The 25694-nt window shown below is 70.6% G+C and carries 17 protein-coding genes; 10 read left to right on the plus strand and 7 right to left on the minus strand.

The window, feature by feature from the left end; translation table 11 throughout:
* Positions 1-267 precede the first annotated feature (267 nt).
* Positions 268-1647, plus strand: coding sequence for a lytic polysaccharide monooxygenase (locus MR1_RS13570; protein WP_067247823.1), 1380 nt, complete (start codon positions 268-270; stop codon positions 1645-1647).
* 148 nt (positions 1648-1795) lie between these two features.
* On the opposite strand, the gene MR1_RS13575 is transcribed toward MR1_RS13570, so the two are convergent.
* On the minus strand, positions 1796-2890 hold the full coding sequence (locus MR1_RS13575; RefSeq protein WP_169797695.1) for a helix-turn-helix domain-containing protein: 1095 nt from the start codon (positions 2888-2890) through the stop codon (positions 1796-1798).
* 141 nt (positions 2891-3031) lie between these two features.
* Here MR1_RS13575 and MR1_RS13580 point away from each other — a divergent pair, with 141 nt between their 5' ends.
* Positions 3032-3691 carry an MIP/aquaporin family protein gene (locus MR1_RS13580; RefSeq protein ID WP_067247831.1) on the plus strand — a complete coding sequence of 220 codons (660 nt, stop codon included), beginning with the start codon at positions 3032-3034 and terminating at the stop codon, positions 3689-3691.
* A 59-nt stretch (positions 3692-3750) separates the two neighbouring features.
* Here the strand turns inward: MR1_RS13580 and MR1_RS13585 are convergent, their stop codons facing one another.
* Positions 3751-4416, minus strand: coding sequence for a GntR family transcriptional regulator (locus tag MR1_RS13585; protein ID WP_067247834.1), 666 nt, complete (start codon positions 4414-4416; stop codon positions 3751-3753).
* Positions 4417-4947: 531 nt separating this feature from the next.
* On the opposite strand from MR1_RS13585, the gene MR1_RS13590 reads away from it, so the two are divergent.
* The 7 genes from MR1_RS13590 (at position 4948) to MR1_RS13620 (ending at position 11233) form a co-directional block, all read left to right on the plus strand.
* Entirely contained in the window at positions 4948-5976 is a 1029-nt protein-coding gene (locus MR1_RS13590; protein WP_067247838.1) for a GrpB family protein, read from the plus strand.
* Between the two features lie 269 nt (positions 5977-6245).
* Positions 6246-6884: a hypothetical protein gene (locus MR1_RS13595; protein WP_067247841.1), complete on the plus strand. Its 639-nt coding sequence runs from the start codon at positions 6246-6248 to the stop codon at positions 6882-6884.
* A gap of 127 nt (positions 6885-7011) precedes the next feature.
* Positions 7012-7611: a hypothetical protein gene (locus MR1_RS13600; protein ID WP_157518196.1), complete on the plus strand. Its 600-nt coding sequence runs from the start codon at positions 7012-7014 to the stop codon at positions 7609-7611.
* A gap of 142 nt (positions 7612-7753) precedes the next feature.
* Complete coding sequence (locus MR1_RS13605; protein ID WP_067247847.1) at positions 7754-8461, plus strand: S24/S26 family peptidase; 708 nt, start codon at positions 7754-7756, stop codon at positions 8459-8461.
* A gap of 17 nt (positions 8462-8478) precedes the next feature.
* Complete coding sequence (locus tag MR1_RS20170; RefSeq protein WP_169797696.1) at positions 8479-9249, plus strand: GntR family transcriptional regulator; 771 nt, start codon at positions 8479-8481, stop codon at positions 9247-9249.
* A gap of 69 nt (positions 9250-9318) precedes the next feature.
* Positions 9319-10587, plus strand: a complete 1269-nt coding sequence (locus MR1_RS13615) for a sensor histidine kinase (protein WP_067247853.1) — start codon at positions 9319-9321, stop codon at positions 10585-10587.
* Complete coding sequence (locus MR1_RS13620) at positions 10580-11233, plus strand: response regulator (protein ID WP_067247855.1); 654 nt, start codon at positions 10580-10582, stop codon at positions 11231-11233. The genes MR1_RS13615 and MR1_RS13620 overlap by 8 nt, the downstream gene beginning before the upstream one ends.
* Before the next feature lie 21 nt (positions 11234-11254).
* Here the strand turns inward: MR1_RS13620 and MR1_RS13625 are convergent, their stop codons facing one another.
* The 5 genes from MR1_RS13625 to MR1_RS13645 all read right to left on the minus strand — a co-directional run bounded on the left by MR1_RS13625 (position 11255) and on the right by MR1_RS13645 (position 23731).
* On the minus strand, positions 11255-11839 hold the full coding sequence (locus MR1_RS13625) for a hypothetical protein (protein WP_067247859.1): 585 nt from the start codon (positions 11837-11839) through the stop codon (positions 11255-11257).
* A gap of 59 nt (positions 11840-11898) precedes the next feature.
* Positions 11899-12855, minus strand: coding sequence for a hypothetical protein (locus tag MR1_RS13630; RefSeq protein WP_067247862.1), 957 nt, complete (start codon positions 12853-12855; stop codon positions 11899-11901).
* A gap of 529 nt (positions 12856-13384) precedes the next feature.
* Positions 13385-16036: a helix-turn-helix domain-containing protein gene (locus tag MR1_RS13635; RefSeq protein ID WP_067247865.1), complete on the minus strand. Its 2652-nt coding sequence runs from the start codon at positions 16034-16036 to the stop codon at positions 13385-13387.
* Positions 16033-18654 carry a helix-turn-helix transcriptional regulator gene (locus MR1_RS13640; RefSeq protein ID WP_067247868.1) on the minus strand — a complete coding sequence of 874 codons (2622 nt, stop codon included), beginning with the start codon at positions 18652-18654 and terminating at the stop codon, positions 16033-16035. The genes MR1_RS13635 and MR1_RS13640 overlap by 4 nt, the downstream gene beginning before the upstream one ends.
* A 61-nt stretch (positions 18655-18715) precedes the next feature.
* Positions 18716-23731, minus strand: coding sequence for a DUF7507 domain-containing protein (locus MR1_RS13645; protein ID WP_169797697.1), 5016 nt, complete (start codon positions 23729-23731; stop codon positions 18716-18718).
* 367 nt (positions 23732-24098) lie between these two features.
* Here MR1_RS13645 and MR1_RS13650 point away from each other — a divergent pair.
* Positions 24099-25694: MDR family MFS transporter (locus MR1_RS13650; protein WP_255218157.1), on the plus strand; the 1596-nt coding region annotated here is incomplete at its 3' end.

The raw sequence follows: 25694 nt of genomic DNA on the forward strand, positions 1-25694 counted from the left end.
GATACCGACACCGACACCGACACCGGTGAGGAGACCGGCGAGGACACACCCGCCGGCGCCGAGCACACCACCGCGGTACCCGTCGACGCCCACGGCCAGACCGCCGCCGACACCACCTGCGCCGGACGATGAAAGCGCCCGGAGTGGTACCGCGGTGCGAGAGAGAGTTTCGAGCTACGGACTGATTCGCCGGGGCGCTGATTCCGAGATCGTTGAGTTGTCGGGGAAAACCCGGCACAGAGCCTCTCAACACAGACAGGAATCATCATGAAGAGCTTTGCGAAGATCGGAACCTGCACCGCCCTCGTGGGCGCCATCGTCCTCGGCGGCGCCGTGGCGGCGAACGCGCACGGTTACGTCGGGAACGACAAGAACACGGGTGCGGGCATCTCGGACGTGCAGTCCCGTGCGTCGATGAAGGGCAACACGGACATCGGGAACATCCAGTGGGAGCCGCAGTCGCTGGAGGCCCCGAAGGGATTCACCCTGGACCCGGCCACCGGTGGTCCGGCAGACGGCAAGCTGGGTTCGGTGGGTCGTGCGGACGCCGTGAACCTGGACCAGCAGTCCCCGGACCGGTGGAAGAAGAACGAGGTGAAGGTCGGTCAGGAGCTGACCATCGCGTGGCACTACACCGCCCCGCACCAGACCACGGACTGGCGCTACTACATCACGAAGAACGGGTGGGACCAGAACAAGCCCCTGACCCGTGCGGACCTGCAGCCGCTGGCGGAGTACAAGCAGGCCATGGGCCCGGCGACGAACACCCCCTCGCACAAGGTGAAGCTTCCCGCGGACCACACCGGTAACCACGTGATCTACGCGGTGTGGGACGTCGCGGACACCTCGAACGCGTTCTACAACATGGTCGACCTGCACATCGACGGCCAGGCCGGGCCGGAGCAGCCCGTCGAGGCCCCTGCCGACCTGTCGGGCCTGCTGGCCGGCGAGGTCACCCACAACAGCGCGAAGCTGTCGTGGAACGTCGCCCAGGGTGCGGACCGGTACGACATCGAGCGCTCCACCAACGGTGGCGACTTCTCGAAGGTCGGGAGCGTCAAGGAAGCGACGTACACGGACGTCGACCTGGCCGCTTCGACCGAGTACACCTACCGGGTCACCGCGGTCAACAACGGTGGCGCCTCCGCCCCCGCGACGACCACGGTCGTCACGAAGGACGCCCCGGTCGACGCCGCCCCGACCGCTCCCGGTCACGTGCACTCCATGGGCACGACCAGCGACAGCGTCGACCTGATGTGGACCGCGTCCACCAGTGCCGCGGGCATCGACCGGTACGAGATCCACCGCGCCTTCCAGGGCGGGGTGTTCACGAAGATCGCCGAGACCTCGAAGACCCGCTACCTGGACACGGCCCTGAAGGCCTCCACGGCGTACGAGTACAAGGTGATCGCGATCGACAAGAACGGCCAGTTCTCGGACGCGAGCAAGACCTTCACCGTGACCACCAAGGCCGAGGAGACCGGCCCGGTCGACCCGAGCGTCCAGGCCTGGGACTCCAAGGCCTTCTACACCAAGGGTGACCGCGTGAGCCACAACGGCCACATCTACGAGGCCGTGCAGTCCCACCAGGGCCACGGCGACCCCAACTGGATCGACGCCCTCTCCCTCTGGAAGAAGATCGGCTGAGACCCCGGGAGCCGGCTGCCCCATGAGCCGGCTCCCCTCCCGGAGAGAGATCCCCAGTCCCTCTCCCCCCGTGATGCGCGCATGCCCCACCCGGGCATGCGCGCATCACCCTTTCCGGACGAACGGTGGCATCACCGCGACCGGGACATCACGGCGACGACGGGGCGGGCGCGTCCGGCAGCCGCAGCCCGGCGGGTTCGAGATAGTGCTTCTGGAAGGCGGCCCGTCGCATCCCCGCGCATCGTGCGGCGGCGGCGAGCGTGACCGGCGCCTGTGCACCGGTCACGCCGAGGATCCGGGCGAGGCTCTCCGGACGCTCGGTCGTCCCTCGCTGTTCGAGCTCCAGCCGTCGCTCTCTGTGGAGGAGCGTCGGGTGCAGCTCCCGGCGCTCCTCCTGGCTCAGCAGGTTCAGGTCCCGCGCTCGCCGGACGAGGACGGGGAGCGGGAGCCCCCACCGCGCGCGCATCAGCTGCAGTCCGTGGTCTTCGGCGCCGACCGACGACAGATCCTTCTGGGCGGAGGCGGAGGGCAGGAGGAGCTCGTCCGCGAAGCGATCGGCGTCGTCCTCCTGATCCCTGCTGGCCGTGAACGCCGTGTGCATGATGAGGTGCCCCGCCGCATGCGCCAGCGCGTAGCGGAACCGCGTCGCGGAAAGCCCGTCCTTCACCAGGATCAGGGGCGGTGCCGCGTCCGGCGATCCGAGGGCGACGGCATCGGGTCCCGAGGAGGGAAGGCTCCGCTCGATCACGAGGAAACCCGCCGCTTCGAGCAGGCTCGTCAGGTCCGGGATGGGCTCGTCGCCGCACCCCCAGAGCGCTCGGACACGGCGGGCGATCTCGCGCGGGCTGCGTGTCTCCTCGATGGGGAATCGCAGCGGAGCCGGCTGTTCCTTCGTCGGTTGAGCACGAGCGCACAGCGCGCGGACGGAGAAGCGCGTCAGCGTACCCAGGGCGCCGAGCCGACGGACGTCCGCGATGGGCATCGCCCGGGTCCTGCGGATGTGCTCGACGCAGGACAGTGCGGCCATCGGCACGGCGGGGGAGTCCACCAGTTCTGCGGGGCAGTTCAGCGCGGACGCCAGGGCGCGGCGCCGCTCCGGATCCGCGTCGACCTCGCCCGACTCCCGCCGCGAGATCCACGTCGCGGACATCTGCGCCCGACAGGCGAGGTCGCCCTGCGTCCAGCCCTTGGCGCGGCGCAGCAGGGTGAGCAGTGACGTCGGGCGGTCGGTCGTTCTGCTCATCACGGTCCCCGTGGCGTCACGACGCGAGCATGTCGTCGCGCGTGCCGGACCGATGGCCCGGACCGACATACTAACATCTTAAATATCGGGATCGCTCGGACCCCGTCGACATCGCTCATCGGGCGAGGAATGAGAGCTCACATGATCGCCATCGTGCGCAAGGCGCTGGTCGAGGCCGTGTCCACCTTCGTGTTCGTCTTCACCGTGATCGGTGTCGTGAACAGCGCCGACCCGCTCGGGCCGCTCGCGATCGGCCTGGCGCTCACGGTGCTGGTCTACGCCGCGGGTCACCTCTCCGGTGCCCACCTGAACCCGGCCGTGTCGCTCGGGGTGCTGATCCGGGGCGGCCTGGACGCGGCGAGCTTCCCGCTCTACCTGTGCGCGCAGTTCGTCGGGGCTACGCTGGCGGCGTCGGCCAGCCTGGTGGTCTGGCCGTTCGCTCCCGAGGCGCTCGCCGTACGGGAGTGGCCCGCCTTCCTCGTGGAGTGCCTGGTCACGTTCGTGCTGGTGTGGGTGGTTCTCAACGTGGCGACCTCCAAGGATCACCCGACGAACTCCTTCTACGGCCTGGCGATCGGCGGCACGGTCTTCGTCGGGGCGGTCGCGGTGGGAGGGATCTCCGGCGGCGCCTTCAACCCCGCCGTGGCCTTCGGGCTCGCCCTCACCGGGCACTTCGGCTGGGGCTCGTTCTGGGTCTATCTGATCGCGCCGCTGCTGGGCGCCGCTCTCGCCGCCGGCCTCTTCCGCACTCTGTGCGCGGACGAGTTCATCGGAACCGGCGCGAGCTCATCCCCGGAGTGACCCGGGCGGGCGGGGCGCTGGCACGTCGTGCCCCGCCACGACCGCGCGGTTCAGCCCGCTCAGGCCGTGGCGTTCTCGGGCGGAAGAAGGTGCGCCCGCTCCACGGCCAGCTCGGCGCCGATCGCGTCGCCCTCGCGGATGCGCTCAGCCAGCTCCTCGAACCGGTCGGCGAAGATGGCGAAGTCGAAGAGCTTGTCGACGGTGGCGACGCGGAGCTTGAAGGCCAGGCCGTCGATCGTCTGCTCGAACAGCGCGAACAGCAGCGGGTTCCCGCACTCCTTGGCGATCATGCGCCAGAGCGCGCTCGCCGCGGCGTTCGTTCCCGGGCCGTCATCGGCGCGAAGGTGACGGACGACGACCGTGAACTGCTTGAGCACGTCCTTCTTGACTCGACCGGACAGGCGGGGCACGGCGAGCCGCGTCACACCCCCGAGGATGACGCCCAGCGTCTGCAGGGCCGCGAGCGCCTCCTCTTCGACCGGGACGGCGACGCGGGTGTAGCGGTTCGGGGCCATCTCCACGAGCCCGACCCTGCTCAGTTCGTTCAAGGCGTCGCGGATCGGTGTGCGGGACACCCCCAGCCAGGCCTCGATCTGGTCGTCGTGGAGGCGCTCGCCGGGCTGAAGAGTGCCATCCAGGATCGCCTCGCGGATCCGCTGGAGCACGGTGTCCCGGAGGAGCGTCCGCTTGGCCGGCTCTTGCTCCGCGTTCTTCGGCACAGGCATTCCGGTGTCCCTCTCCTACGGCGGCGTATCGCTCGATTCTATCTTCGTCGCATTCTGAGATGCCGCATGTCAGCACGGGCAGCTCTGGCGTGGACTTGACTGAAATGTTAAATCTCACATATGATGGAGGAGAGCTCGACGACGCAGCTCCTCGAGTCTTCTCCCCAGTCGGCTCGGGCATTGCGAGGACCCCGTCGAGGTGTCTAATCCCCCCCAGCGCCTCGATCCTCCACGAAAGGGCCGGACGGCATCACGCCGCCGGCCCTTTCGTCATGTCCGCGGCGGAGATCTCGGTCGACCGCTGATCGGTCCCGCGAGGTGGTGCGCCGAACGACAGGCGGACCCGCCCGGGGCGATGTCTGCCCGGGCAGGCCCGGCGCCCTCAGGCGCGCCGCGGCTATGTGAAAACGGGCAGGTTCGCGCCGCGGCCCCTCCCGTCGCGGGTGCGCGGGAGTCGAGAGGTCAGTGATATATGAAATACTAGTACTCTGAGGTCGGGCCATGCTCGACAGGGAAGCGAGGGTCCACCGCATGCACGAGATGTCGCCGCTGTCGGTCGCGCTGGTCGCCGACTTCGAGGCGACACGAGCCGTGTGGCGGGCGCTGCAGAGCGCGGTGCCGCTAGCGATGGTCGAGTCGTTCGATCTCAGTGACGTCCAGTTCCTCGCGGCCGCATCCGCGCGGTCGCACTTCCTCGTCGGGGTGGGGGACAGCTGGGAGGAGGGGGTGGCGTCGGCGGCGTTCGACGCCGTCATCGCGGACGAGGAAGACCTCTCGGACTTCGTGCGCCGTGCCCGGACCTTCGAGAGCCTCCGTCGCGATCACCGGCCGTTGCCGGATGAGAAGCCCCCGGTGCAGCCGTGGACCGAACGGTGGGCGCAGGTCGCGGATCGGCTCGGCGCGCGCGTCCGCGCTGCTTTCGAACGCGCGGGTCATCCCGTCCGGGTCGACCACGTCGGCTCGACGGCCGTCCGCGGGCTCCCTTCCCCGGGGGTCGTCGACCTCCAGGTCGGCGTCGACTCCCTGAGTGCGGCGGACGCGGCGGCCGACGCCCTGCGCGCGGCGGGATTTGTGAACCTTCAGTCGTTGACGCCCGGGGCGCCGGGGATGCGGGACGTGCCGCGGGGCCCGCACGCCCTCCGGCGGGAAGCGCGAAAGCGGGTCTTCGCGAACGTCGACGAGGCGCAGCGGGCCATCGTGCACGTGCGCCGCACGGGCTCGGCGAGCTGGCGCCATGCGCTCCTGCTGCGCGACTGGCTCCGTGCCGACGCCGTCGCGCGGAACGACTACGCCGGCGTCGTGACGATGCGGGTTGCCTCCGACGACGCCAGCGGCGGCGTCGCGTACGCGCGCGCCAAAGAGGGCTGGTTCGACCAGGCGTTCGCGCGGGCGGAGGCGTGGGCGGCCGCGGCGGACTGGTCTCCGGCGGCCGTGGCGGCGCGGGTGCCCGGGCTGAGGCGAGATCGGCGAGACGCCGGTGCCCGGTCGGAGCCCGGCACGCGCGACCGGCCCGCCATGGGGCGCCTCGTCCCCGGCGTGGGCATCGCCTCCACTGAGTAATTGGGGAGATCTCCGGGCGATCCCTGCTCGCATCGTACCTAGGACCTACGGCGAGGTTCGGTCGCCGGTCCGACGATCCAGAGGGCGTACTTGGCGAGAGTGGTCCTGTGAGCAAGTCGAGGCGCCAGGGCTTCGCGAACCACCGCTCAGGATACTCCCAGGTGAAATATAAATTTCAGATGTTAGTATTTAAGGGTTGGCCGCCGCTCTGCCGCAGGGCAGAAGCGTCTCGGCTCACAGCCATCGACATCCAGCAAAGGAACAAAGCAATGACTGACACCAACACGAAGGCCGAGAAATCGCTCAAGAAGCGATACCTCACGATCGCCGCCCTCTCCGTCCTCGCCGTCACCGGCGGCGCGATTGGAGCGACGGTGACCACAGAGTCCACCATCTCCGAGAACAAGATCACCATCACCGAGAAGCCTGCCAGCGCAGTGATCGAAGTGACGGGTGAGCCCCTCAAGTTCGAGGCAGAGGAGGGCCAGAGCATTCTCGATGCGGGCGCGGGCCTGCCGAGCGGTCCGGGCGCCAACAAGACCACCTATACCGTGACCAACAAGGGTGATGCCACTGCCAAGGTGGAGATCAAGAAGATCGACGATATCGACATGCCGCACCTTCCCTTTGTCGACCCTGAGACGAGAGCTTCGTTCATCGTCACGGACTCACAGAACCAGATGAAGGTTCTTCAGGATCTGGCGGTTGCGGAGGGTAAGGAGAAGGGTTTCCAGAAGAACACGTTTGAGGTCGCTCCTGGCGCCAGCGTGACGCTCACGGCCTTCCTCCGGTACGACTCTCGATGGAACGGGGAGGGTCCCGGGACGGGAATCGACAAGCGGGATGCGAATAAGTTCCTCCCCGTGTCGAACACCTTCGACGTGCAGTTCGACTACGTGACCAAGTAGCCCCTCGCCGAAATGCGAATAGGCGTTGGCGGATGGGGACTTCATCCGCCAACGCTCATTCGTGCTCTCAGTCGCCGCGATCGTTGTGCCAGATGGTCGTGCCGTGCCAGCCCAGGGAAGGGGCAGAGTGAGTTTCCTCGTAGCGGTGGCGGTCTTCGCCACGCTTGTTCATCCGTCGTCGGCGGCGACCGCCGCCGACGACGGATGCGTGCGGTTCTCCGGACGCCCGCTCAATCTCATGATCACAGAGGGGGGCGACCAGGGAACGTCTACGGGAGTCGTCACGAACGACTGCGCGACCGATGTCACGGCAAAGGTCCGAGTCATCCCCGGTCAGACCACCGGCGATGCCGGGACAGCTCAGCGGCTCACCACAACATTCGCCATCGACGGCACTGTGGTCCACGTGGCCACATGGGACGCCGACTCCGCCTCGGCCGTCCCTTTACTCATCCCCGCGACGTCCTCGGTCGAGTTGATCATGCGCACGGCCCTGCGCCCGTCGGCCGAACCGCCTACGCCCGGCGTGTACACGGCGGACTTCGCGATCGACTGGCTGGCCCGGGAACGACCGGCCGAGCCGTTCCCGCCTGAGTCGTTCCCGGACGGGATCCTCGGCGTGACCGGGGCGGACCCGTCCGTCGCGCTGGCGCTCGGGACCGGCGCCGCCGCCGCGGGGCTCATGCTGCTCGCGGGTCGGGGCCGTCGCCGGGACCGGACGGAGTGACGGCGGCGGGGCGCAGGGCGCAGCACACGTCGTACCGGGGTACGAGGACCAGGTTCCGGCTCCGGTCCGATGTCCTCGGGGAGCGCTCTTGACATCGTGGAGATGTCGGAAAGTCCCACCTACCAAACCAAGGAGAACGACGATGCGTCCCGCGCTCTTCCTCAGCATCCGCGCCGTGGTCTACGCGATCCTGATCGCGGTCTCCGTGCCCTTCGCCTGGCAGTTGACGACCGGAGGCGAGAGCCTCGTCGTCACGGGCACGTCCATGACGCCGACCTACGAGCGCGGCGACGTCGTGTTCATCGACCGGGTCACGGACCCCGACCCGACCTTCTGGAAGGAGGGCGAGATCGTCGCCGTCGCCTTCTCTTCCTCCAACCTGGACGAGGACCGCTACATCCACCGCGTGGAGCGCGTGCTCGACGACGGACGCGCGGTGCTCAAGGGGGACGGCAATCCTGAGGAGGACGTCTCTCCGGTGGATCTCGACCAGGTGGTCGGCGTTCCGGTCGGAGCCCTGCACGGCCCGAGCGCTCAGGTCTACGTCTTCACGCAGCAGTGGTACGGGCGCCTCATGATCTTCGGGCTGGGGATCCTCACCCTCATCCTCGTCGAGATGCTCGCCCATCGACACAAGGTCCGGCGAACGTCCCCCGCGGAGCAGCCGGCTGCCGTGGATGAGACGGGTATCGCGGACGAGACGGTTCCCGCAGGCGAGGCGGCTCCCGCGGAGGAGACGGTTCCGGCAGAGCAGACCGCAGACGAAGTGGCTCCCGCGAACGAGCCTGACGCCGCGGAGCAGCCGTTCCTGCGGAGAACGCGTCGTGAGCGCGACCGGGTTCGGTCGTGAGCGGGAAGGGAACGGCGATGACGAAGGAATATGAAGTTTCACATGGTGATGTAGAATCCCCGGAAAGCCGCTTCGGGTGGAGCGGCCTCATCGACGTCGACTGGGGAGTCATCATGCCGGTTCCGAGTGGAGGCCCGGAGACGAAGGCCCCGCGCACCCTGCTCAAGGACACCGTGCTCGCGCGCCTTCGCGAGGCGATCCTCGACGGCACGTTCGAGCCGGGGGAGCGCCTGTACGACGACCAGATCGAGGAGTGGCTCGGCGTGTCCCGCACGCCGGTGCGCGATGCCGTCAACGAGCTCGCGCGGGCCGGCCTCGTGGAGATGGCGCCGAACCGGTACACCCGGGTCGCCATCCCCCGCGACGAGGACGTGGTGCACGCGCTGCAGACCCTCGGAGTCCTCCTCGGCGGCGTCGTCCGCAGCGCCGTGCCCGTCCTCGCGCCCGAGCGGCGGGAGGGGCTGCAGGAGGAGTTCGCCGCTCTGGCGGCGCAGCTGCGCAAGGGTGAGACGGCGGCCGTGGACCGCGCCTCTGTCGCCCTGTGGCGCTCGATCGCCCGTGACAGCGGCAATCCCCTTCTCGCCCACCTCTGCGAGCAGACGATCGACGGACTCGCCTTCCGGCTCCGCGCCCCCTCGGCGGCCGCCCGCCTCGACCCCGATGCGCACGCCGCACTGTACGAGACCCTCGGGGAGCGGATCGCCGCGGGCGATGCCACGGGGGCCGAGGCCGCCGTGTCCGCTCTCCACCTCCTCCCGACCGGCGACGGGTCGCCCGTCGCTCCCTGACCCGTCCGATCGGCCTCTCCACCCCTAAGGGTCCCGCTGAACGGGGCCGGAATGGGTACGATCGCACCCATGGAGGCCGTAGACGTCGTCCCGCCGGCCTCGCCGCCCGAGGAGGGCCTCAGCGTCGAGGCGAGACGACGGCTGGAGCGCCCCCGCGGCTGGTGGGCCCGGCACCCCTGGGTCACGGACTCCCTCGTCGCGATCGTGTACGCGGTCCTCGCGTCGGTGACATTCCTCTACGCGGAGATCGTCGACCTCATCCTCGACCCGCCCTCCGCGGTCGTCCCGATGCTCCTCCTCGCCGGAAGCGTCGTGGCCGTGCTTCTGCGCCGGCGCTGGACCGTGACCATGAGCCTCGTGGTCTGGGCGCTCGCCGTACTGGCCTTGTTCTACAACGGCTCACCGGATCCGTTCGCCGTCCCCGTGATGATCTTCAGCCTGGCGGTGCACCGCACCGGCTGGATCGCCTTGTGGTACTTCCTGCTCGCGGCGGCGACGTTCTCGATCGGGCCGTTCCTGCCCGGGACGCCCATCGACACGACCGAGGAGCAGGTCTTCGTGAGCGTCGTCCTGTTCGCGGGCGCCCTCATCGGGCTGCTGGCGGGCGTCGCCGCGCGCGGACGCCGACTGTACGTCGCGGCCCTCGTGGACCAGACGGCTCAGCTGGAGCGGGAGAAGCGGATCGTCGCCGAGCTCGGCGCCGAGCGGGAGCGCACGCGGATCGCGCGGGAGATGCACGACATCGTCTCGCACACGCTCACCGTCGTCGTCACCCTGGCGGACGGCGCCGTGGCGGCGAAGGAGGAGAGCGCGGCGCGCGGGGCGATGGCGGCGGCCGCCCAGGCGGCGCGGGGCGCGCTGGCGGACCTGCGACGACTCCTCGGCGCCCTCCGCGACGACTCCGCCGCTGCCTACGCCCCGCAGATCGACTCGGCATCGATCTCCGACGCCGTGGATCGCTTCGTCCGGGCCGGGCTCCCGGTGCACCTCGACGTCCGCGGGGAGAGCACCGGCGACGCGGTCGCCCGGCTCGCCGTGCTCCGCGTGGTCCAAGAGGGGCTGACCAACGCGCTCCGCTACAGCGTCCGCCCGCAACGGGTGGAGGTGCGGATCGAGAACGACACGGACGGGACCCGGGTCCGTGTGGAGAACGACGGCGCCGTGGTCGGTGCGGAGTCCGTCGGCGCGGGCCAGGGGCTGCTCGGGGTCCGCGAGCGCGTCACGATCCTCGGCGGGCGGATGCACGCCGGCCCGGTCGGCGACGGGCTCTGGGTTCTCGAGGCGTGGATTCCGGCGACGGCGCCGGACCGGCAGGAAAGAGAGGCACAGCATGGCTGAGACGGTGCGGGTGCTGCTGGTCGATGACCAGGAGCTGGTGCGGATGGGACTCCGGCTCGGGATCGACGCCGAGGACGACCTCACCGTGGTGGGGGAGGCCTCGAACGGCGACGAGGCGATCGAGCTCACGGCCTCGCTCGCCCCCGACGTCGTTCTGATGGACGTCCGGATGCCGGGACTCGACGGCATCGCCGCGACGAAGCACATCGTCGAGGCCTCGCCCGACACCCGGATCATCGTGCTCACGACGTTCGACCTCGACGAGTACGCCTTCGGAGCGCTCCGGGCCGGCGCCAGCGGGTTCCTGCTCAAGGACGCGGGTCCTGCCGCGCTGTGCGACGCGATCCGCGCGGTGCACGCGGGCGACGCGGCGATCTCTCCCCGGGTCGCGCGCCGGATGCTCGATCTGTTCGCCGACAAGATGCCCGCCGACGCGACTCCGCGGCCGACCATCGAGGCGCTCACCCCGCGCGAGACCGAGATCCTGCAGGCCATCGGCGAGGGCCTCAACAACGCCGAGCTCTCGGAGCGGTTCTTCCTCACCGAGTCGACGGTCAAGACGCACGTGGGGCGCATCCTCATGAAGCTGCAGCTCCGGGACCGGGTGCAGGCCGTCCTCTTCGCGCATCGCAACGGCCTCGTCTGATCCCGGTCCCGGCGCTGCGGCTCAGCCGTCGAGACCCGGGGCGTGCGGCCGACCGGGCCGCCGGTCGCGGGAGAATCCCAGGAGCACCAGGATCACTCCGACGATGAGGATGTTCTTGAGGATGTACTGACCCTCCAGGCTTCCGACGAACGGCGCGTGCCAGGTGAGCTCCGGGAACAGGAACAGCGGGGTGAACGTCGCGCACATGTGCCCGAGCATCGCGACGAGCGCGAGGAAGCGCAGGCGCGGGACCAGGAGGGCCACGCCGAGACCGACCTCGAGCAGGCCGAGCATCAGGCGCGCGAGATCGCCCGTGACGAGTCCGCCGCTGAGCAACGAGACCGTGTCCACGGCGATGGCCTCGGCGGGGCTGCCGCCCGGGATCAGCTTGGGCGCGCCGAACCAGATCATGATCAGGGCGAGTCCGCCGCTCAGCACGGGAAGAGCGACGCGGCGGGCGATGGCGCCCACCCGCCTCTCGGCACCGGTCAGGAGGCGGCGCGCGGCCTCGAGGGCCGTCAGCGGGCGGTGAGTCGTCGCCGTCGTCGCGCTCGCCGCGGGCGGCTCGACGAAAGAGGTGGGCAGGGTCAGCGTGGGCGTGGTCATGGGGTCTCCTTGGGGATGGGTCGTGGTGTCGATCGGTGGTGCCGCCGCGCCGGGCGGTGTCAATCGCGGTACTCTCCACGTTCCCGGACGGGCGTCGTCCGCACATCGGACCGCGCGCCGATCTCCGTCGTCGCACCCGGGGACGACACCGGAGCCTCGCCGGCGTCCTCGATCCGCAGGGACACCTCGGCGAATCCGCCGGACGGCTCGCCGTCGGCATCGATCGCGGAGACGCGATAGACGTAGACGCCCGGAATGAGGACGGTCTCGTCGCGGAAGCGGGGAAGCAGCGTGTCGCCGAGCAGCTCGGGGAGGCCGCCGTCGACGGAGCGCTCGACGCGGTACTCCGTGCCCTCGCCGGCGTCGTCCCAGGCGAGGGCCACGGCGCCGTCGGGATCCGCGTGGGCCACGAGCCCGTCCGGGGTCGCCGGCGGGATCGGTGCGGCGGGAGCCTCCGGGCGAGGATCCTCCGGGTCGGGGGTCGCGGGAGTTTCCAGGTCGGGGATCGCGGGTGCCTCGGGGTCGGGCTGAGCCGGGAGTTCCGGGTCGGGGCTTGCGGGAGTCTCCGGGTCGGGGCCTGCGGGAGTCTCCGGGTCGGGCTGAGCCGGGAGTTCCGGGCCGGGGGGCGCGGGTGCCTCCGGGTCAGGCTGAGCCGGGAGTTCCGGGAAGGGGGTCGCGGGAGCCTCCGGATCGGGGGTCGCGGGATCCTCCGGTTCCGGTGCCGAGGGCGTCGGGCGTTCGGGGACGAAGCCCGGGGGAAGGGCCGCCTCGGGGCGCTCGACGGCGGGGGCAGCGGGCAGGGGAATCGGGGTCGGCGGCGCGGGGTCGTCCAGGATGGGCTCCGGCGCCTCTCTCGTCTGGATGGACACCCCGTTGCCGGTCAGAGTGACGGTGCCGCCGGCGCCGGTCGGCACGTCCTCCTGGGCGTGCGCGGAGGCGGGGCCGCTGAGGATGACGGCCGCGGCGACGACGACGGCGATGCCCGCGGGCGCGCCGAACCGGGGAGGCGTGTGCACGGTGGTGTCCTTCTGTCGGTGGGGATGCCGGAGGGTTCCGACGGGTCAACGATCGCGGATCCCGCCTCCCCGCGAATCGGACCGCGGGCCGCATTTGTGCGTCGTGCCCTGGTACGACGTGATGCGGACGCCGCCACCGCCAGAGCCCGGGGGGTCACGGCTCCGGGAAGGAAACGCGTAGAAATACGTAGGACGATCGGTCAGGTCGGGTGAGCCTACGTAGGTTCCTGCGGAGGAGAGCGACCTAGCCTCGATCACGATGACGCGGGGGGCTCTTCGTCGACGGGCGACGGTTCGGCGCCCCGTGAAGATGTCGTCCGCCGGGGTCGCGGGGGAGGCCGCCCCGTCGATCTCCGGCTCCGAGGACGCTCCTCGAAGCCGGGTCCGGCCGACGAAACCGCGCCGTCGTCTGGGGCGATGACGCGGATCGTCCGGCGGCGCACCGTGGGGACGGTGCGCCGCCGGCGGTGGCAGCACGCGGATGCGGCGCCCTGGCGGCGCAGCGGGAGGACCCGGCCGCCGCGGCGACTCAGAGAAGGTCGAGCGCGAGCAGCTCGACGCGGTTGGCGCACCCGTAGCGGCGGAGCATCCGCGAGATGACGCCCTCGATCGTGCGGGGAGACAGCCGCATGCGCGTCGCGATCGCACGGGTGGAGCTCCCGTCCATGAGCTGCGCGAGCACGTCGCGCTCCCTCGGGGTCGGAAGCAGCGACGCGACGAACGAGGACGACACCCACGGCTGATCCCCGACACTGCGGTGCACCTCCAGCGCATACCGCACCGCGGCCCGGCGATCCTCGGGCCGGTCGAGCGGACGCTGCCACACCTGCGTCAGCACCTGGAAGGCCATGAAGGCGGCACCGTGATCGAGCAGCAGCCGGATGACGTCGAACGCGGGGGACGGCCCGGAGTCCGACAGCAGCGCCGCGGCCACCGCCTCGCTGACCGCGATCCGGGTCGTGCGAACCGCCCCCGCCTCGGCGAGGATCCGCTTCGCCGCCTCCTCGCTCCCCGCCATCAGCGCCATGAAAAGCAGTTCCAGTCGCTGCGGGTGACGCCCCGCAGCGCCCGTCTCGTCCGCGACGCGCAGCAGCGCGTCGCGGGGCGTGGCACCCGCCGTCGGCGCGGCATATGCGCGCAGGCCTCGCCCGATGTCCTCCAGTGCCCAGAACCCCGCCGGAGTCCCGGACGCGCCTTCGGCGGGTTCCGCGCTCCTCCGAGGCGACGCGGCGTCGGAGGCCGGAAGCCGGCGGGCATCCGGCGCGATACTCGGATCCGTCGCCTCCGCCAGCGCACGGGCGAACGCTCCCAGACCGAACGGGTCGCTTTCGTCGAACAGCCGGGCGGCGCTCTGCGCCTGACGTCGCGCAGTCCCCGAGAGCCCCGCGCGAGCCATGCGGACGGCGTTCGTCACGTCCAGGACCGGTGCGAGGCGCGGCGAGCCGATCACGTCGTACTCACGGACCCACAGAGGCAGATCCGCGTCGACGGGACGCCATCCGTACTGCTCCTGGAGGATGAGGAGAAGGGCTGCGGCCGGATCGGTGTACTCGTGCAGGCCCGGCTCGCGGTGGGCGTCGTCGAGGAGCGTCAGGAGCATCTGTCGGCCCGTGTGCGGATCCCCGCCGAAGGCGAGATGCGCTCCCAGCCACAGCCGTGCGGTCATCTCCTCGCTCGGGCAGGCGCTGCCCGCGCTGGCGCGCATCGCGGGAGTGCCGACCGGGTCGCCGTGTGCGGCGAGGGCCTCGAGCAGAGGGGACGCGTCGAGCACGGCTCGGGCGACGGGGGCGAGGGAGGAAGAGCTCGCCTCGGCGAGGAGCTGCCGGAGACCGTCCCGCGCTTCGGGGCGGAAGAGGGCGAGCCGGGCAAGAAGGAGCGCTGCCTCCCTCCACGCGTCGCGCGCATCCGCGATCGGCGCGTCGCTCAGCTGTCCGGTCAGCGTCGGGATCGCCGCGAGCGCGGACGAGACGTCGCCGAGAGCGGCATCCGCCCTCGCCCGGAGGACCCGCAGGACCGGATCGTCGGCTCCGCCCCCGGCCGCGAGGACGCGGGCCTGCTCGAATGCCCCCACCCCGAGGGCGAGCCCGACGAGCCTTCGCGTCTCGTCCCGGGGGAACGTCTCCCCGATCCCGACCTGCCAGGTCGCGAGCCCGACCTCCGCGGAGTCGCCTATCGGCCCCGCGGCGAGGTGTCGTCCCACGTCATGCCAGAGACGCATGCGTTCGCCCGGCCGAGCGCGGTCCAGGAGCAGGGTGCGCAGCACGCCGATCCGCAGCCTCAGGCTGCGTCGCCGACCCGTGGCGAATCGCTCCACCGCCAGCATCCCCTGTTCGCGCAACGAGGCGATCCTCGCGTGGCCGAGGTGTTCGCGAGCCGCGGTCTCCGGGACGGAGTCCGCCAGTGCCGTCACCAGGAGCGCGTGCCGATCCGCCGACGACAGGCCGCCCATGAGGACGTCCGCCGAGGCCGACAGGGCCTCGCCGAGAGCACGAGCGCCCCGTCGGTCCCACGTCCATTCGCCGCCGTCGTGCACGAGCGCCCCCGCGTGGACGGCCGCGGAAGCCACCGTCTGCAGGATCCCGGGCTGCCCGCCCGTGAGAGCGGACAGCCGCGACGCCGCGACGACGCTCACCGGCCCGCCGAGGAGCTCGCCGGCGATCCGGCGCAGATGCAGGGCATCGACGGGCCGGACGACCTCCTGCCGGAGGCTTCCCGCGATGACCAGGTCGCGGAAGGCGGCCGGCTGCGAGGACAGGGTGGGAGTCAGCACGACGAGGAAGCCGTCCCCTCTCGCCGCGATGCCTCCCAGCCGCACGGCGTCGGCGGGGGCCAGCTGGTCGGCCCGTTCGATCAGGATGAGCGGCGGTGCCGTCCATTCGGCGAGGCGTGCGGGCTCCACGGCGTCGGGTGCGAGGAGCCAGGAGCCGTCGGTCGCGGCGTGGACGACGAGCTCCGTGCCGCCCTCGCCGGTGCGGAACGGCTGGACGACGATGCCGCCGTCGCCGAGGAGGGCGGGGTACAGGGATGGCGCGCCCCACATGCCCGGCAGGGCGATGACGACGCCGCCGAGACGACCGTCGAGGTGTTCTCTGCGCAGGAGCGCGGCAAGCCGGTCGAGCGGTCCCGGGCCGGTGGCGTCGTCCCTCGATGCTGCGGGAGAGCGCACGTGGACGCGCGTCATGTCCGCATCTCCGCCCAGAGCTCCTGCCGACTGTGTACTCCGAGCTTCCGGTAGACGTTGCGCACGTGCGCCTCGACCGTTCGCCGGGAGATCCGCAGCGTCTGAGCGATGGCGGTGTTGCTCAGCCCGTCGCAGACGAGGACGGCGATCTCGTGCTCCCGATCGCTCAGCCGGTCCACGGGGCGTCGGAGCCCGGACGAGCGGTTGCGACGGGTGCGGCCGACGCGCTCGGGCGTCGCGAGGAGTGACGCGTCGTGCGGGGCAGCGGGATGCGACGATCCGGTCGCGGGGGCGGTCGCTGCCGGTGTGTGCCCCGGCAGCACGGCGCCGGTCCGTGCGATGAGGCGGTCCAGCGCTGCCTGATGGACGAAGGACCCGGGGCGGGACAGAGCCTCGATCGCCTCGGTGCGGCCGGCCTGGTCGCCGGTCTCCCAGGAGCGGATGAGGCGCACGACCGACGCATCGAAGGGGGAGCGCGTCAGGAGGTCGCCGAGGCGGGCGAGCGTCGCGTCCGTGAGGTCGTCCGCTCGGCGGAGGATCACGGCGCGCACCGCGGGGAGGAGGGTGCCCGCCGTCGGTGCGGAGAGAACACGGGTGAGCTCCGCGGGCGACGCTTCCAGCACCTCCGCCAGGGGGAGGAGGCGGGCGGTGGCCCGGTCCAGCTCCGAGGGGGCGAGGTAGTGGACTCCGTGGAAGTGCGTGTCGGTGAGGCCGCCGTACTCGGACTCCCCGACGAGGAGCCCCAGCATCTCCAGGACCGGCCGGACCCTCCGGCGGAGGGGGATCTCCGTGTGCAGCTGGACGTACGCGTCGGCCATCTGCTCGCGCAGCAGGGCGTCCGGGGCGCCCCGGAGGTAGCCCCCCATCAGCTCCATCATCTGCCGGGCGCACAGACCGGGAACCATGCGTTCGTCGGCAGGGAAGAACCAGTCGACGACCTCCATGGCCTCCCGGGGCTCGCCGATGCAGAACTGCGCGAACCGGGTCGCCATCCGGAGCCATTCCTGCGCGTAGGCGGGGACATCGGTGGAGGCGGCCGAGCGGAAGGCGTCGAGCGCGCGAGCCGCGGGCACGGTGTCCCCCAGCGAGGCGTGCGCCAGCGCCCGCAGCGCCAGCACGTGAAGGTGTGCGACCCGGTGCGCCTGAAGCCGGGGGTCGGGCACCGGCGTCTCCCGGCCGCCGTATCGTTCCACGACGGCCGCGGCGCCCCGGTCGTGCCAGAGAAGGAGCATGCGCAGTGCGGTGAGCACCACGTCCTCCTCCGAGGAGGGGCCGGCCATGGCAGAGAGCCGGTCCAGGATCGCGGGAAGGGGGCCGGGCTCCTGCAGGGCGACGAGGTGGATGTAGGCGGAGAAGCGCAGCGCATCGGGCTCGTCGGGGCCCAGCGCCGCGAGGATCGCCAGTGCGTGTTTCGGGCGTCCGGACTGGAGCTCCACGCCGACCCGTTCGATCTGCGTGTCGGCGTCGTCGCGGGGGACGGCGTCGAGGAGGATCTCCGCGCGCGAGAGCAGACCGCGTCCCGCGCAGGCGCGCGCACCGTCCACGAGCTCGTCCGCCGTGCAGAGGATCCCCGCGCGGAAGGCGGTGAAGACGGAACGATCGGGGTGCGTGACACCGGCACTCCCCGCCCACACGTGCTGGCGTTTCTCGTGCGACAGCTCCCAGGCGCCGATCGACAGCTGGAGGGCGAACCGCAGAGCCCGGCAGCCGAGCCGGAACCGCGGGCCCTCCCACACGACGAGTCCGGACTCCTCCAGGGCGGGGAGGACGTGCGAGAGGTCGTCGGGGTCTGTCTCTTCACGGCTCAGGTCCCCCAGGAGGCAGAGCCGGAAGAGGAGATCCCGTGCGGGGACGCTCAGGGCGGGGATCTTCCAGGTCTCCGCCCGGAGCGCCGGCGACGGCTCGAGATAGGCGGGAACCCCGTTGAAGACCACGCGTCCGTCGACGATGGTCAGCCAGCCCTCGTCGAAGCCGTGGATCATCGTGGCGGTCGCGGCGGTCCCGTTCCCCGCGGAGACCTCGAGGAGATACTCCGTCACCGACGGCGAGGGCGTGGCGCCGCTCTCCCGGGCGATGAGATCGGCGAGGTCTTCGCGGGCGAGCGCGGGCACGACGACGTGTCGTCCCCGCGGGACGCTCAGCGCCTCTCCGAAGCGGTCGGCGGTGTTCCCGCGGGACGTGCAGATGGCGATGCCGAGACGCTCGTCCCTGGCCAGGATCTCGAGGACGTCGAGCGAGCGATCGTCCAGCAGCTCCGCATCGCCGACGACCAGCAGATGGCGTTCGGACCCGAGGAAGGGATCGAGCTCCTGCAGCATGCGCGACAGGGCCTCCGTCCGGGAGATGCCGGGATGCGCCGAGAAGACCGGAAGCGTCGGTCGTGCCCCCGCCTCCGCGCTCTCGGGACTCGCAGGTCGGTCGGCCTCGACGGAACGCGATCCTTCGGGGACGGCGAGGACGAGACGACGACCGGCGCGTGCCGCGACGCGGTTGAGCAGCGTGCTCTTGCCGATCCCGATGCCTCCTTCCAGGACCAGGAGCGGCGCGGTGAATCGGGCGCAGTGCTCGACGAGGAGATCCTCGATGCGACGTCGGTCCGACGACCCGCCGAGGCTCACGCCGTCCCCCGGCCGGCGGCGGGCGGGGCCGCGATTCTTCGGGCGGGCCCACCCGTCCTCATCACGCGTCTTCTCGCCGGCGTCGAGTGAGCGCGTCGGTGCTCCGGTGCCGCGCCGCGATGATCATCCCGACCCCTCCGATCAGCAGGAGGCCGGAGACGGCGAGCACGCCCAGGCCGATCTCGCCACCGGTCGGGGGCAGAGGGGGCAGCGGGGTCGGCGCCGGAACGGGGGTGGGGCTCGCACTCGGCTCCGGTGTCGGCGTCGGGCTCGGCTCCGGCGTGGGGGTCGGGCTCGGCTCCGGCGTGGGCGTCGGGGTCGGGCTCGGGGTCGGGCTCGGTGTGGGCGTCGGAGTCGGGGTGGGGGTTGGGCTCGGCGTGGGCGTCGGGGTCGGGGTCGGGGTCGGGGTGGGCGACGGCGCATCCGTCGCCACGTTCGCGGCAGAAGGGGCCGAGGTGACGGGTGCGGCGTCCGGATCCGGTGTCGTCCCCCGCGCGGTGGCGACGTTGTGGATCGGCGTTCCGGTGAGATCGGCCGCCACCACGTCGTAGGTGGCGGTGCAGGTGAGGGACTCCCCGGGGGCGAGGGAGGGGGCGTCGTCGGGGCAGGTGATGGCCGGCTTCTCCCCGTGTCCGCTGAACTCGGCCTCCTCGACGATGATGCCGCTGAGCGTCACGTTTCCGGTGTTGGTGACCAGGAAGGAGTACGTGATGCGTTCTCCCTCCTCGGTGACGCGGTCACGGTCGGCGCTCTTCACCAGCGTGAGCTCTGGGTGTGCCTCCTGCGGCACCTGTGCGCGGGACGGGTCGGACGTGATCGGGTCTCCGGTGGGCGGGGTGGCGGTGGCGGTGGCGGTGTTCTCGATGGATCCGCGGTCCACGTCGGCCTGGGTGACCATATAGGTCGCGGTGCAGGTGACGGTGTCGCCGGGGGCCAACGATGCGGCTCCGTCTTCGCAGGTGATGTCGGAGAGGTCGCCGGTGCCGGTGAAGTCGCCTTCGTTCACGGTGATGTCGGTGAGGGTGACGTTGCCGGTGTTCTCCACGGTGAACGAGTACGTGATCGTGTCACCGGTGACGAGTTCGGTCTTGTCCGCGGTCTTCACGACGGTGATGCCGGGTTCCTGCTGGGCAGGCACCCGGGCATCGGAGGGGTCGGAGGTGAGCGGATCCCCGGTCGGGGGAGTGCCGGTGGCGGTGGCGGTGTTCTCCACCGACCCGCGGTCCACGTCGGCCTGGGTGACCATATAGGTCGCGGTGCAGGTGACGGTGTCGCCGGGGGCGAAGGACCTCGTGTCGGCGGGGCAGTCGATCGCGGAGAGGTCGCCGGTGCCGGTGAAGTCGCCCTCGTTCACGGTGATGTCGGACAGCGTGAGGTTGCCGGTGTTCTCCACGGTGAACGAGTACGTGATCGTGTCACCGACGACGAGTTCGGTCTTGTCCGCGGTCTTCACGACCGTGATGCCGGGCTGGGGGCTAGAGGGCACCTGCGCATCGGAGGGGTCCGAGGTCACGGGATCACCGCCCGCGGGGGGAGTGCCGGTGGCGGTGGCGGTGTTCTCGATGGATCCGCGGTCCACGTCGGCCTGCGTCACCACATAGGTGGCGGTGCACGTCACCGTCGCGCCCGGGGAGAGGGACGCCGCTCCGTCCCCGCACGTGACGTCCGACAGGTCACCCGATCCGGTGAAGTCCCCCTCATTCACGGTGACGTCGTGCAGTGTGACGTTGCCAGTGTTCTCCACGACGAACGAGTACGTGATCGTCTCGCCGAGGACGAGCTCATCCTTGTCGGCGGACTTGACGAGCGCGACCCCCGGCTCCTGGGCCAGGGCGATCGTCACCTCGGCGTCGTCGGAGTGGATCGGGTCGACGTTGTTCGGCGGCGTCCCGGCCGCTTCTGCCGTGTTCTCGATCTGCCCCTGATCCACATCGGCCTGCGTCACGACGTACGTCGCCGTGCAGGTGGAGGTCTCGCCCGGCGCGAGAGATGCGGCGCCCTCGTCGCAGACGATCTCGGAGATCTCGCCGGAGCCGGTGAACTCCGTCTCGGTCACGACGATGTCGGTGAGCGGGATCTCCCCGGTGTTGGTCACGGAGAAGGTGTACGTGATCGTCTCGCCCAGCGCCGCCTCCCGCCGGTCGGCCGACTTCGTCAGCGCGATCGCGGGGGCCAGCAGGTCCACCGTGGCCGAGGCCTCCGCTGAGCGGGGATGCTCGGTCATCCCCGTCGGCGGTGTGGCGGTCGCGACGGCGGTGTTGTCGATGGTTTCGCCGCCGCCGTCCTCCGGAACGAGAGTGTAGGTCGCCGTGCATGTGGTCGACGCGCCGGGAGCGAGGACCCCATCCGGGCACTGAACGGCACCGAGCTTGCCGGCGCCGGTGAACGCGGTCTCCTCGATCTCGATGTCGCTCACCGAGACGTTCCCGGTGTTGGTCACACTGAAGGTGTAGGTGACGGTGTCTCCGATCGCCGCTTCGGTCGGATCGACGGTCTTCTCCAACGACAGCGAGGCGGCGCGGTCCGCGGGGACGGAGACGTTGCTGCGCGGCGTGTCGACCGGCTCGTCGCTGCCCACGGGCGTCCCGCTGGCCGTGGCGGCGTTGTCGATGGCGCCGTTGTCGATGTCCTCCTGGGTCACCTCGTACGTCGCCGTGCAGGTCATGGCCTCGCCGCCGGCCAGGGAGGTCTGCGGGCAGTCGATCGCCGACAGGGAACCGGATCCTGTGAAGTCGACGTCGTCGACCGTGACGTCGCTGAGGGTGACGTTGCCGGTGTTGGTGACGTCGAAACGGTAGGTGACGACCTGTCCGACCTCGGCATAGGAGCCGGTGTCGGCGGACTTATCCAGCGTCAGGCTCGGGTCGGCGGGGATCATCACGGCAGCGGAGGACTCGTCCGACACCGGCGTGGTCTGCCCCGGAGGCGGAGTGGCGGACGCTGTGGCCGTGTTGTCGATGACTCCCGCGTCCACATCGGCCTGCGTGACGACGTAGGTGGCGGTGCACTCCGCAGTGGCGCCCGGCGCGAGCGGGCCGGAGGGGCAGGAGATCTCCAGCGGGCCGCCTGTTCCGGAGAACGACTGCTCCTGGATCTGCGGGTCCTGGACCGTGACGTTGCCGGTGTTGGTCACCCGGAAGGTGTAGGTGACGGTGTCGCCGGCTGCGGCGACGGTCTCGGGCGACACGGACTTCTCCATGTCCACGGCCGGGCGGGGGTCGCCGGGGATGCTCTCCTCGGCGGTGTTCGAGGACACGGTCTGCGTATCCCCGGCCGGTGTGCCGCTGGCGCTGGCGGTGTTGTCCAGGCGCCCGGCGTCGACGTCGGCCTGCGTCAGGGTGTAGGTGGCCGTGCAGGTCATGCTCTCGTCGCGGTTCAGCGTCCGGTCGTCGGGGCACGTGATGTCCGACATCTCTCCGCTGCCGGAGAAGGAGTCCTCGCTGATCGACACGTCGTCCACCGGGACGTTCCCGGTGTTGGTGACGACGAACGTGTAGGTGATCTCCTGCCCGACGACGTAGGAGGCGGCGTCGTGGGGCGAGGCGGACTTCGTGAGCTCGAGCGCCGGGGCGGGCGTCGTCACGGGGGTGCGGGTGCGGGACTCCCGCGACGTCTGCGGGTCGGTCGTGCCGACCGGGGTGCCAGTGGCGGTCGCGGTGTTCACCACGGTGCCGTTGTCCTGGTCCTCGGCCGTGATGGTGTACGGCGCGTCCGCCGTGCAGGTGACGGTCTCGTCCGGTGCCAGCTCTCCGGCCGGGCAGGTGACGGAGCCGATCTTCGGGTCGTCGACGGTGACCGGGTTCAAGGGGAGCTCACCGGTGTTGGTGACCTCGAACGTGTAGGCGATCCGGTCCCCGGCGTCGGCCAGGCCGTTGCCGTTCACATCTTCGGGCGCACCGGCCTTCTTGGCGAGCGAGACGCCGGTGGGCTTCCGCGTGTTCGTGAGCGTGCAGACCACCACGTCCCCGATGCCGACATGCACGTCGGCGGAGTAGCCCGGCTGTCGTCCGGAGGGCAGGGTCGCGTCCCGTTCGCCGTTGCGCGTGCAGGACCAGGACGCGTCGTAGTTGGTCATCAGACCGGAGTTCATCCGCTCGCGGAAACGGAAGACCGGGTCGCCGCCGCTGTCCACGACCTCCTGGAGCCCGGTGCTCGCCGTGGTGCCCGTCGGACCGGTGCCGTCCTCGAAGTGCCAGGCCCCGCTCTCATCGTCGATGGTCACCTGGAAGTCGTCGCCCGCGAACCGGGACTCGACCTGCTTGCGCAGTTCGACCTGTGAGATCAGCACGCCGAAGGCCACGGCCTGGCGGCCGCCGCCGACCATGCGCTGTGTCCAGAAGTCGGGGTTCTCGCTGGCGAGGATGGGCCCTCCCGTCTGTGGCGACGTGTTGTGGCCACCCGCGGAACAGGTCACCTGCGTCGTGCCCACGCCCGTGAGTCCGCCCGGGCATGCGTTGCCGATGCCGGGGTCGGAGCCCTGAGCCGTGAGCGAGTAGATCGGGTGGCTCGACGTCCAGCGGATCGACTCGTTGCCGTCGGTGCTCTCCGCGTCCGCCCCCACGAGCGAGAACGACTGCATCTCGACGCCCTGCGGGTTGAACATCCGGATGTTGCTGAGCGTGAGATCTGTCGTCGTTCCCCCGGTGGTCTGGTACATGGCGGGTCGCCCCGGGATCCCCCGGTAGTCCACGTTGCCCAGGTACGCCCCGCCCCACGTCGGAATGGCGGAACTCGACACGCCCCCGCCTGACGCCTTGAGAGTGAAGGTCATCCGGGAGCCGCCCGGGAGCATGACGACGATCTCCTGACCGGCGGCGCTGGTCGCCTCGGATGCGTTGTAGCCGGCGAAGTTGAACCAGCACAGGGCCTGCGCGTACTTGCCGGTGCCCGGCGTGGCGAAGCCGCACGTGGTGTTGGTCACCGCGTGGGCGGGGGCGGTGGACAAGCCCACCAGCCCGGCGACCGCGACGAAGGCGCTGAGAAGCAGAGCGGTGAAACGCGATGCGCGTCGTCCGGATCCCCCGGCCCGTGATCCCGTGAGTCGGGTGCGTCCCGTGGGTCGCGTGCGTGCTGCCATGCTCATGCCTCTCGTGCGCGGTTGCGGGAGAGGTGCGTGCGCCTGCCGCAGCCACGGCGTGAGCAGCGAGTCCCCCGTTCCTACTCTGGCGCGCGGGAGCGGCATTGTCCAGAAAGATCGCTCATATTGCACGCCAGATATGCCCCCGAGAAGGGTGGAATTCCGGCGAATGCAGAGTCGATCCGCCCCCGTTGCATCGTTGGCGTGCCACATCCAGCGACGACAGCCGATCCACAGCTGTCATGCACGTCTGCAAGCTTGCGATCGTGTAATGTTGCAGGGCTGCAAATTGTTGTCGCCACCGTCGGCGCCCGCGTCGATCCGTCGGCGGCGGGCGCGACGTCATCCCTCGTCCTCGGAAGGCCGCATGACCACCGCCACCGACACCACGGAGAAGGCCGAGACGGAAGCTCCCGCCTCCGCGCCGATCATGACCCACCGGCAGATCATGCTCGTGATCTACGGACTCATGGCCGGGATGTTCCTCTCCTCGCTCGCCCAGACCGTCTTCGGCACCGCGATCCGCACGATCGGCGACGACCTGCACGGCCTCGACCAGCAGGCCTGGGTCACGACGGCCTTCCTCATCACCTCGACCATCTCGGTGCCGCTCTACGGAAAGCTCTCGGACATCTTCGGGCGACGCCCGCTGTTCCTCATCGGCATCGTCATCTTCATCCTCGGCTCGCTGGCCTCGTCGTTCTCGACCTCGATGATGAGCCTGGCGGCCTTCCGCGCGTTCCAGGGCGTCGGGGCCGGGGCGCTCATGGCGCTGCCGCTGGCGATCATGGGCGACATCCTCGCGCCGCGCGAGCGGGCCAAGTACCAGGGCTACTTCTTCGCGGTCTTCGGCATCTCGACGGTGATCGGCCCGCTCGTGGGCGGCCTGTTCGCCGGCGCCGACGAGATCCTGTGGATCGACGGCTGGCGGTGGTGCTTCCTCATCAACATCCCCATCGGGCTGGTCGCGCTGTACATGGTCACGCGGTTCCTGCACCTTCCGAAGGTGGCCAAGCACCACGGGCCGCGCATCGACTGGTGGGGCGCCGCGGCGGTCATCGTCGCCCTCGTCCCGCTGCTGCTCGTGGCCGAGCAGGGCCGCGAATGGGGCTGGGGATCCGTCGCGGCGATCGCCTGCTACGTGACCGGTGCCGTCGGCCTCGTGGCGTTCGTCCTCATCGAGATCGCCATGAAGCAGGACGCCATCATCCCCATCTCGCTGTTCCGCTCCGGGACCTTCTCCATGGCGACGGTGATCGGCGTGCTCGTCGGCTTCGGCATGTTCGGGGCGATGATGACCATCCCGCTCTACATGCAGATCGTGGTGGGGCTGAACCCGACCGAGTCCGGGCTGTCGATGATCCCCATGGTGCTGGGCCTGATGATCGCCTCGCTCGGATCCGGACAGATCACCGCCCGGACGGGGCACTACCGGATCTTCCCCGTGCTCGGCACGCTGTTCACCGCCGTGGGCTTCCTTCTGCTGACGATCGTGCATTACGACACCCCGCTCTGGCAGGTGATGCTCGCCATGTTCGTGGTCGGGCTCGGCCTCGGTCAGCTGATGCAGTCGCTGGTGCTCGCGAGCCAGAACTCCGTCGACCCCCACGAGATGGGCGTCGCCTCCAGCGCGGCGACGTTCTTCCGCCAGATCGGCGGGACCCTCGGCACCGCGATCATGCTGTCGGTGCTGTTCACCGTGCTGCCGACGAACATCGTGCACGGCATCTCGGACAGGGACACGCTCACCGAGGCGCTCGACGCCGCGATGGACCCCGCAGTCGCGGAGAAGCCGGGCAACGTCGCGATCATGGACCAGCTCTGGGGGCCGATCGTCACGCCGATCGAGGCGAAGATCCAGGAGCAGCTCGACCAGGGCGCGGCGCAGGCCACGGCGGCCGCAGGCGCCGCCGTGACCGACGCGGTGACCCAGCAGGTGCAGCAGGGCGTCGCGGCGGGCGCG

Source organism: Microbacterium resistens NBRC 103078 (assembly GCF_001552355.1).
GTDB lineage: Bacteria > Actinomycetota > Actinomycetes > Actinomycetales > Microbacteriaceae > Microbacterium > Microbacterium resistens.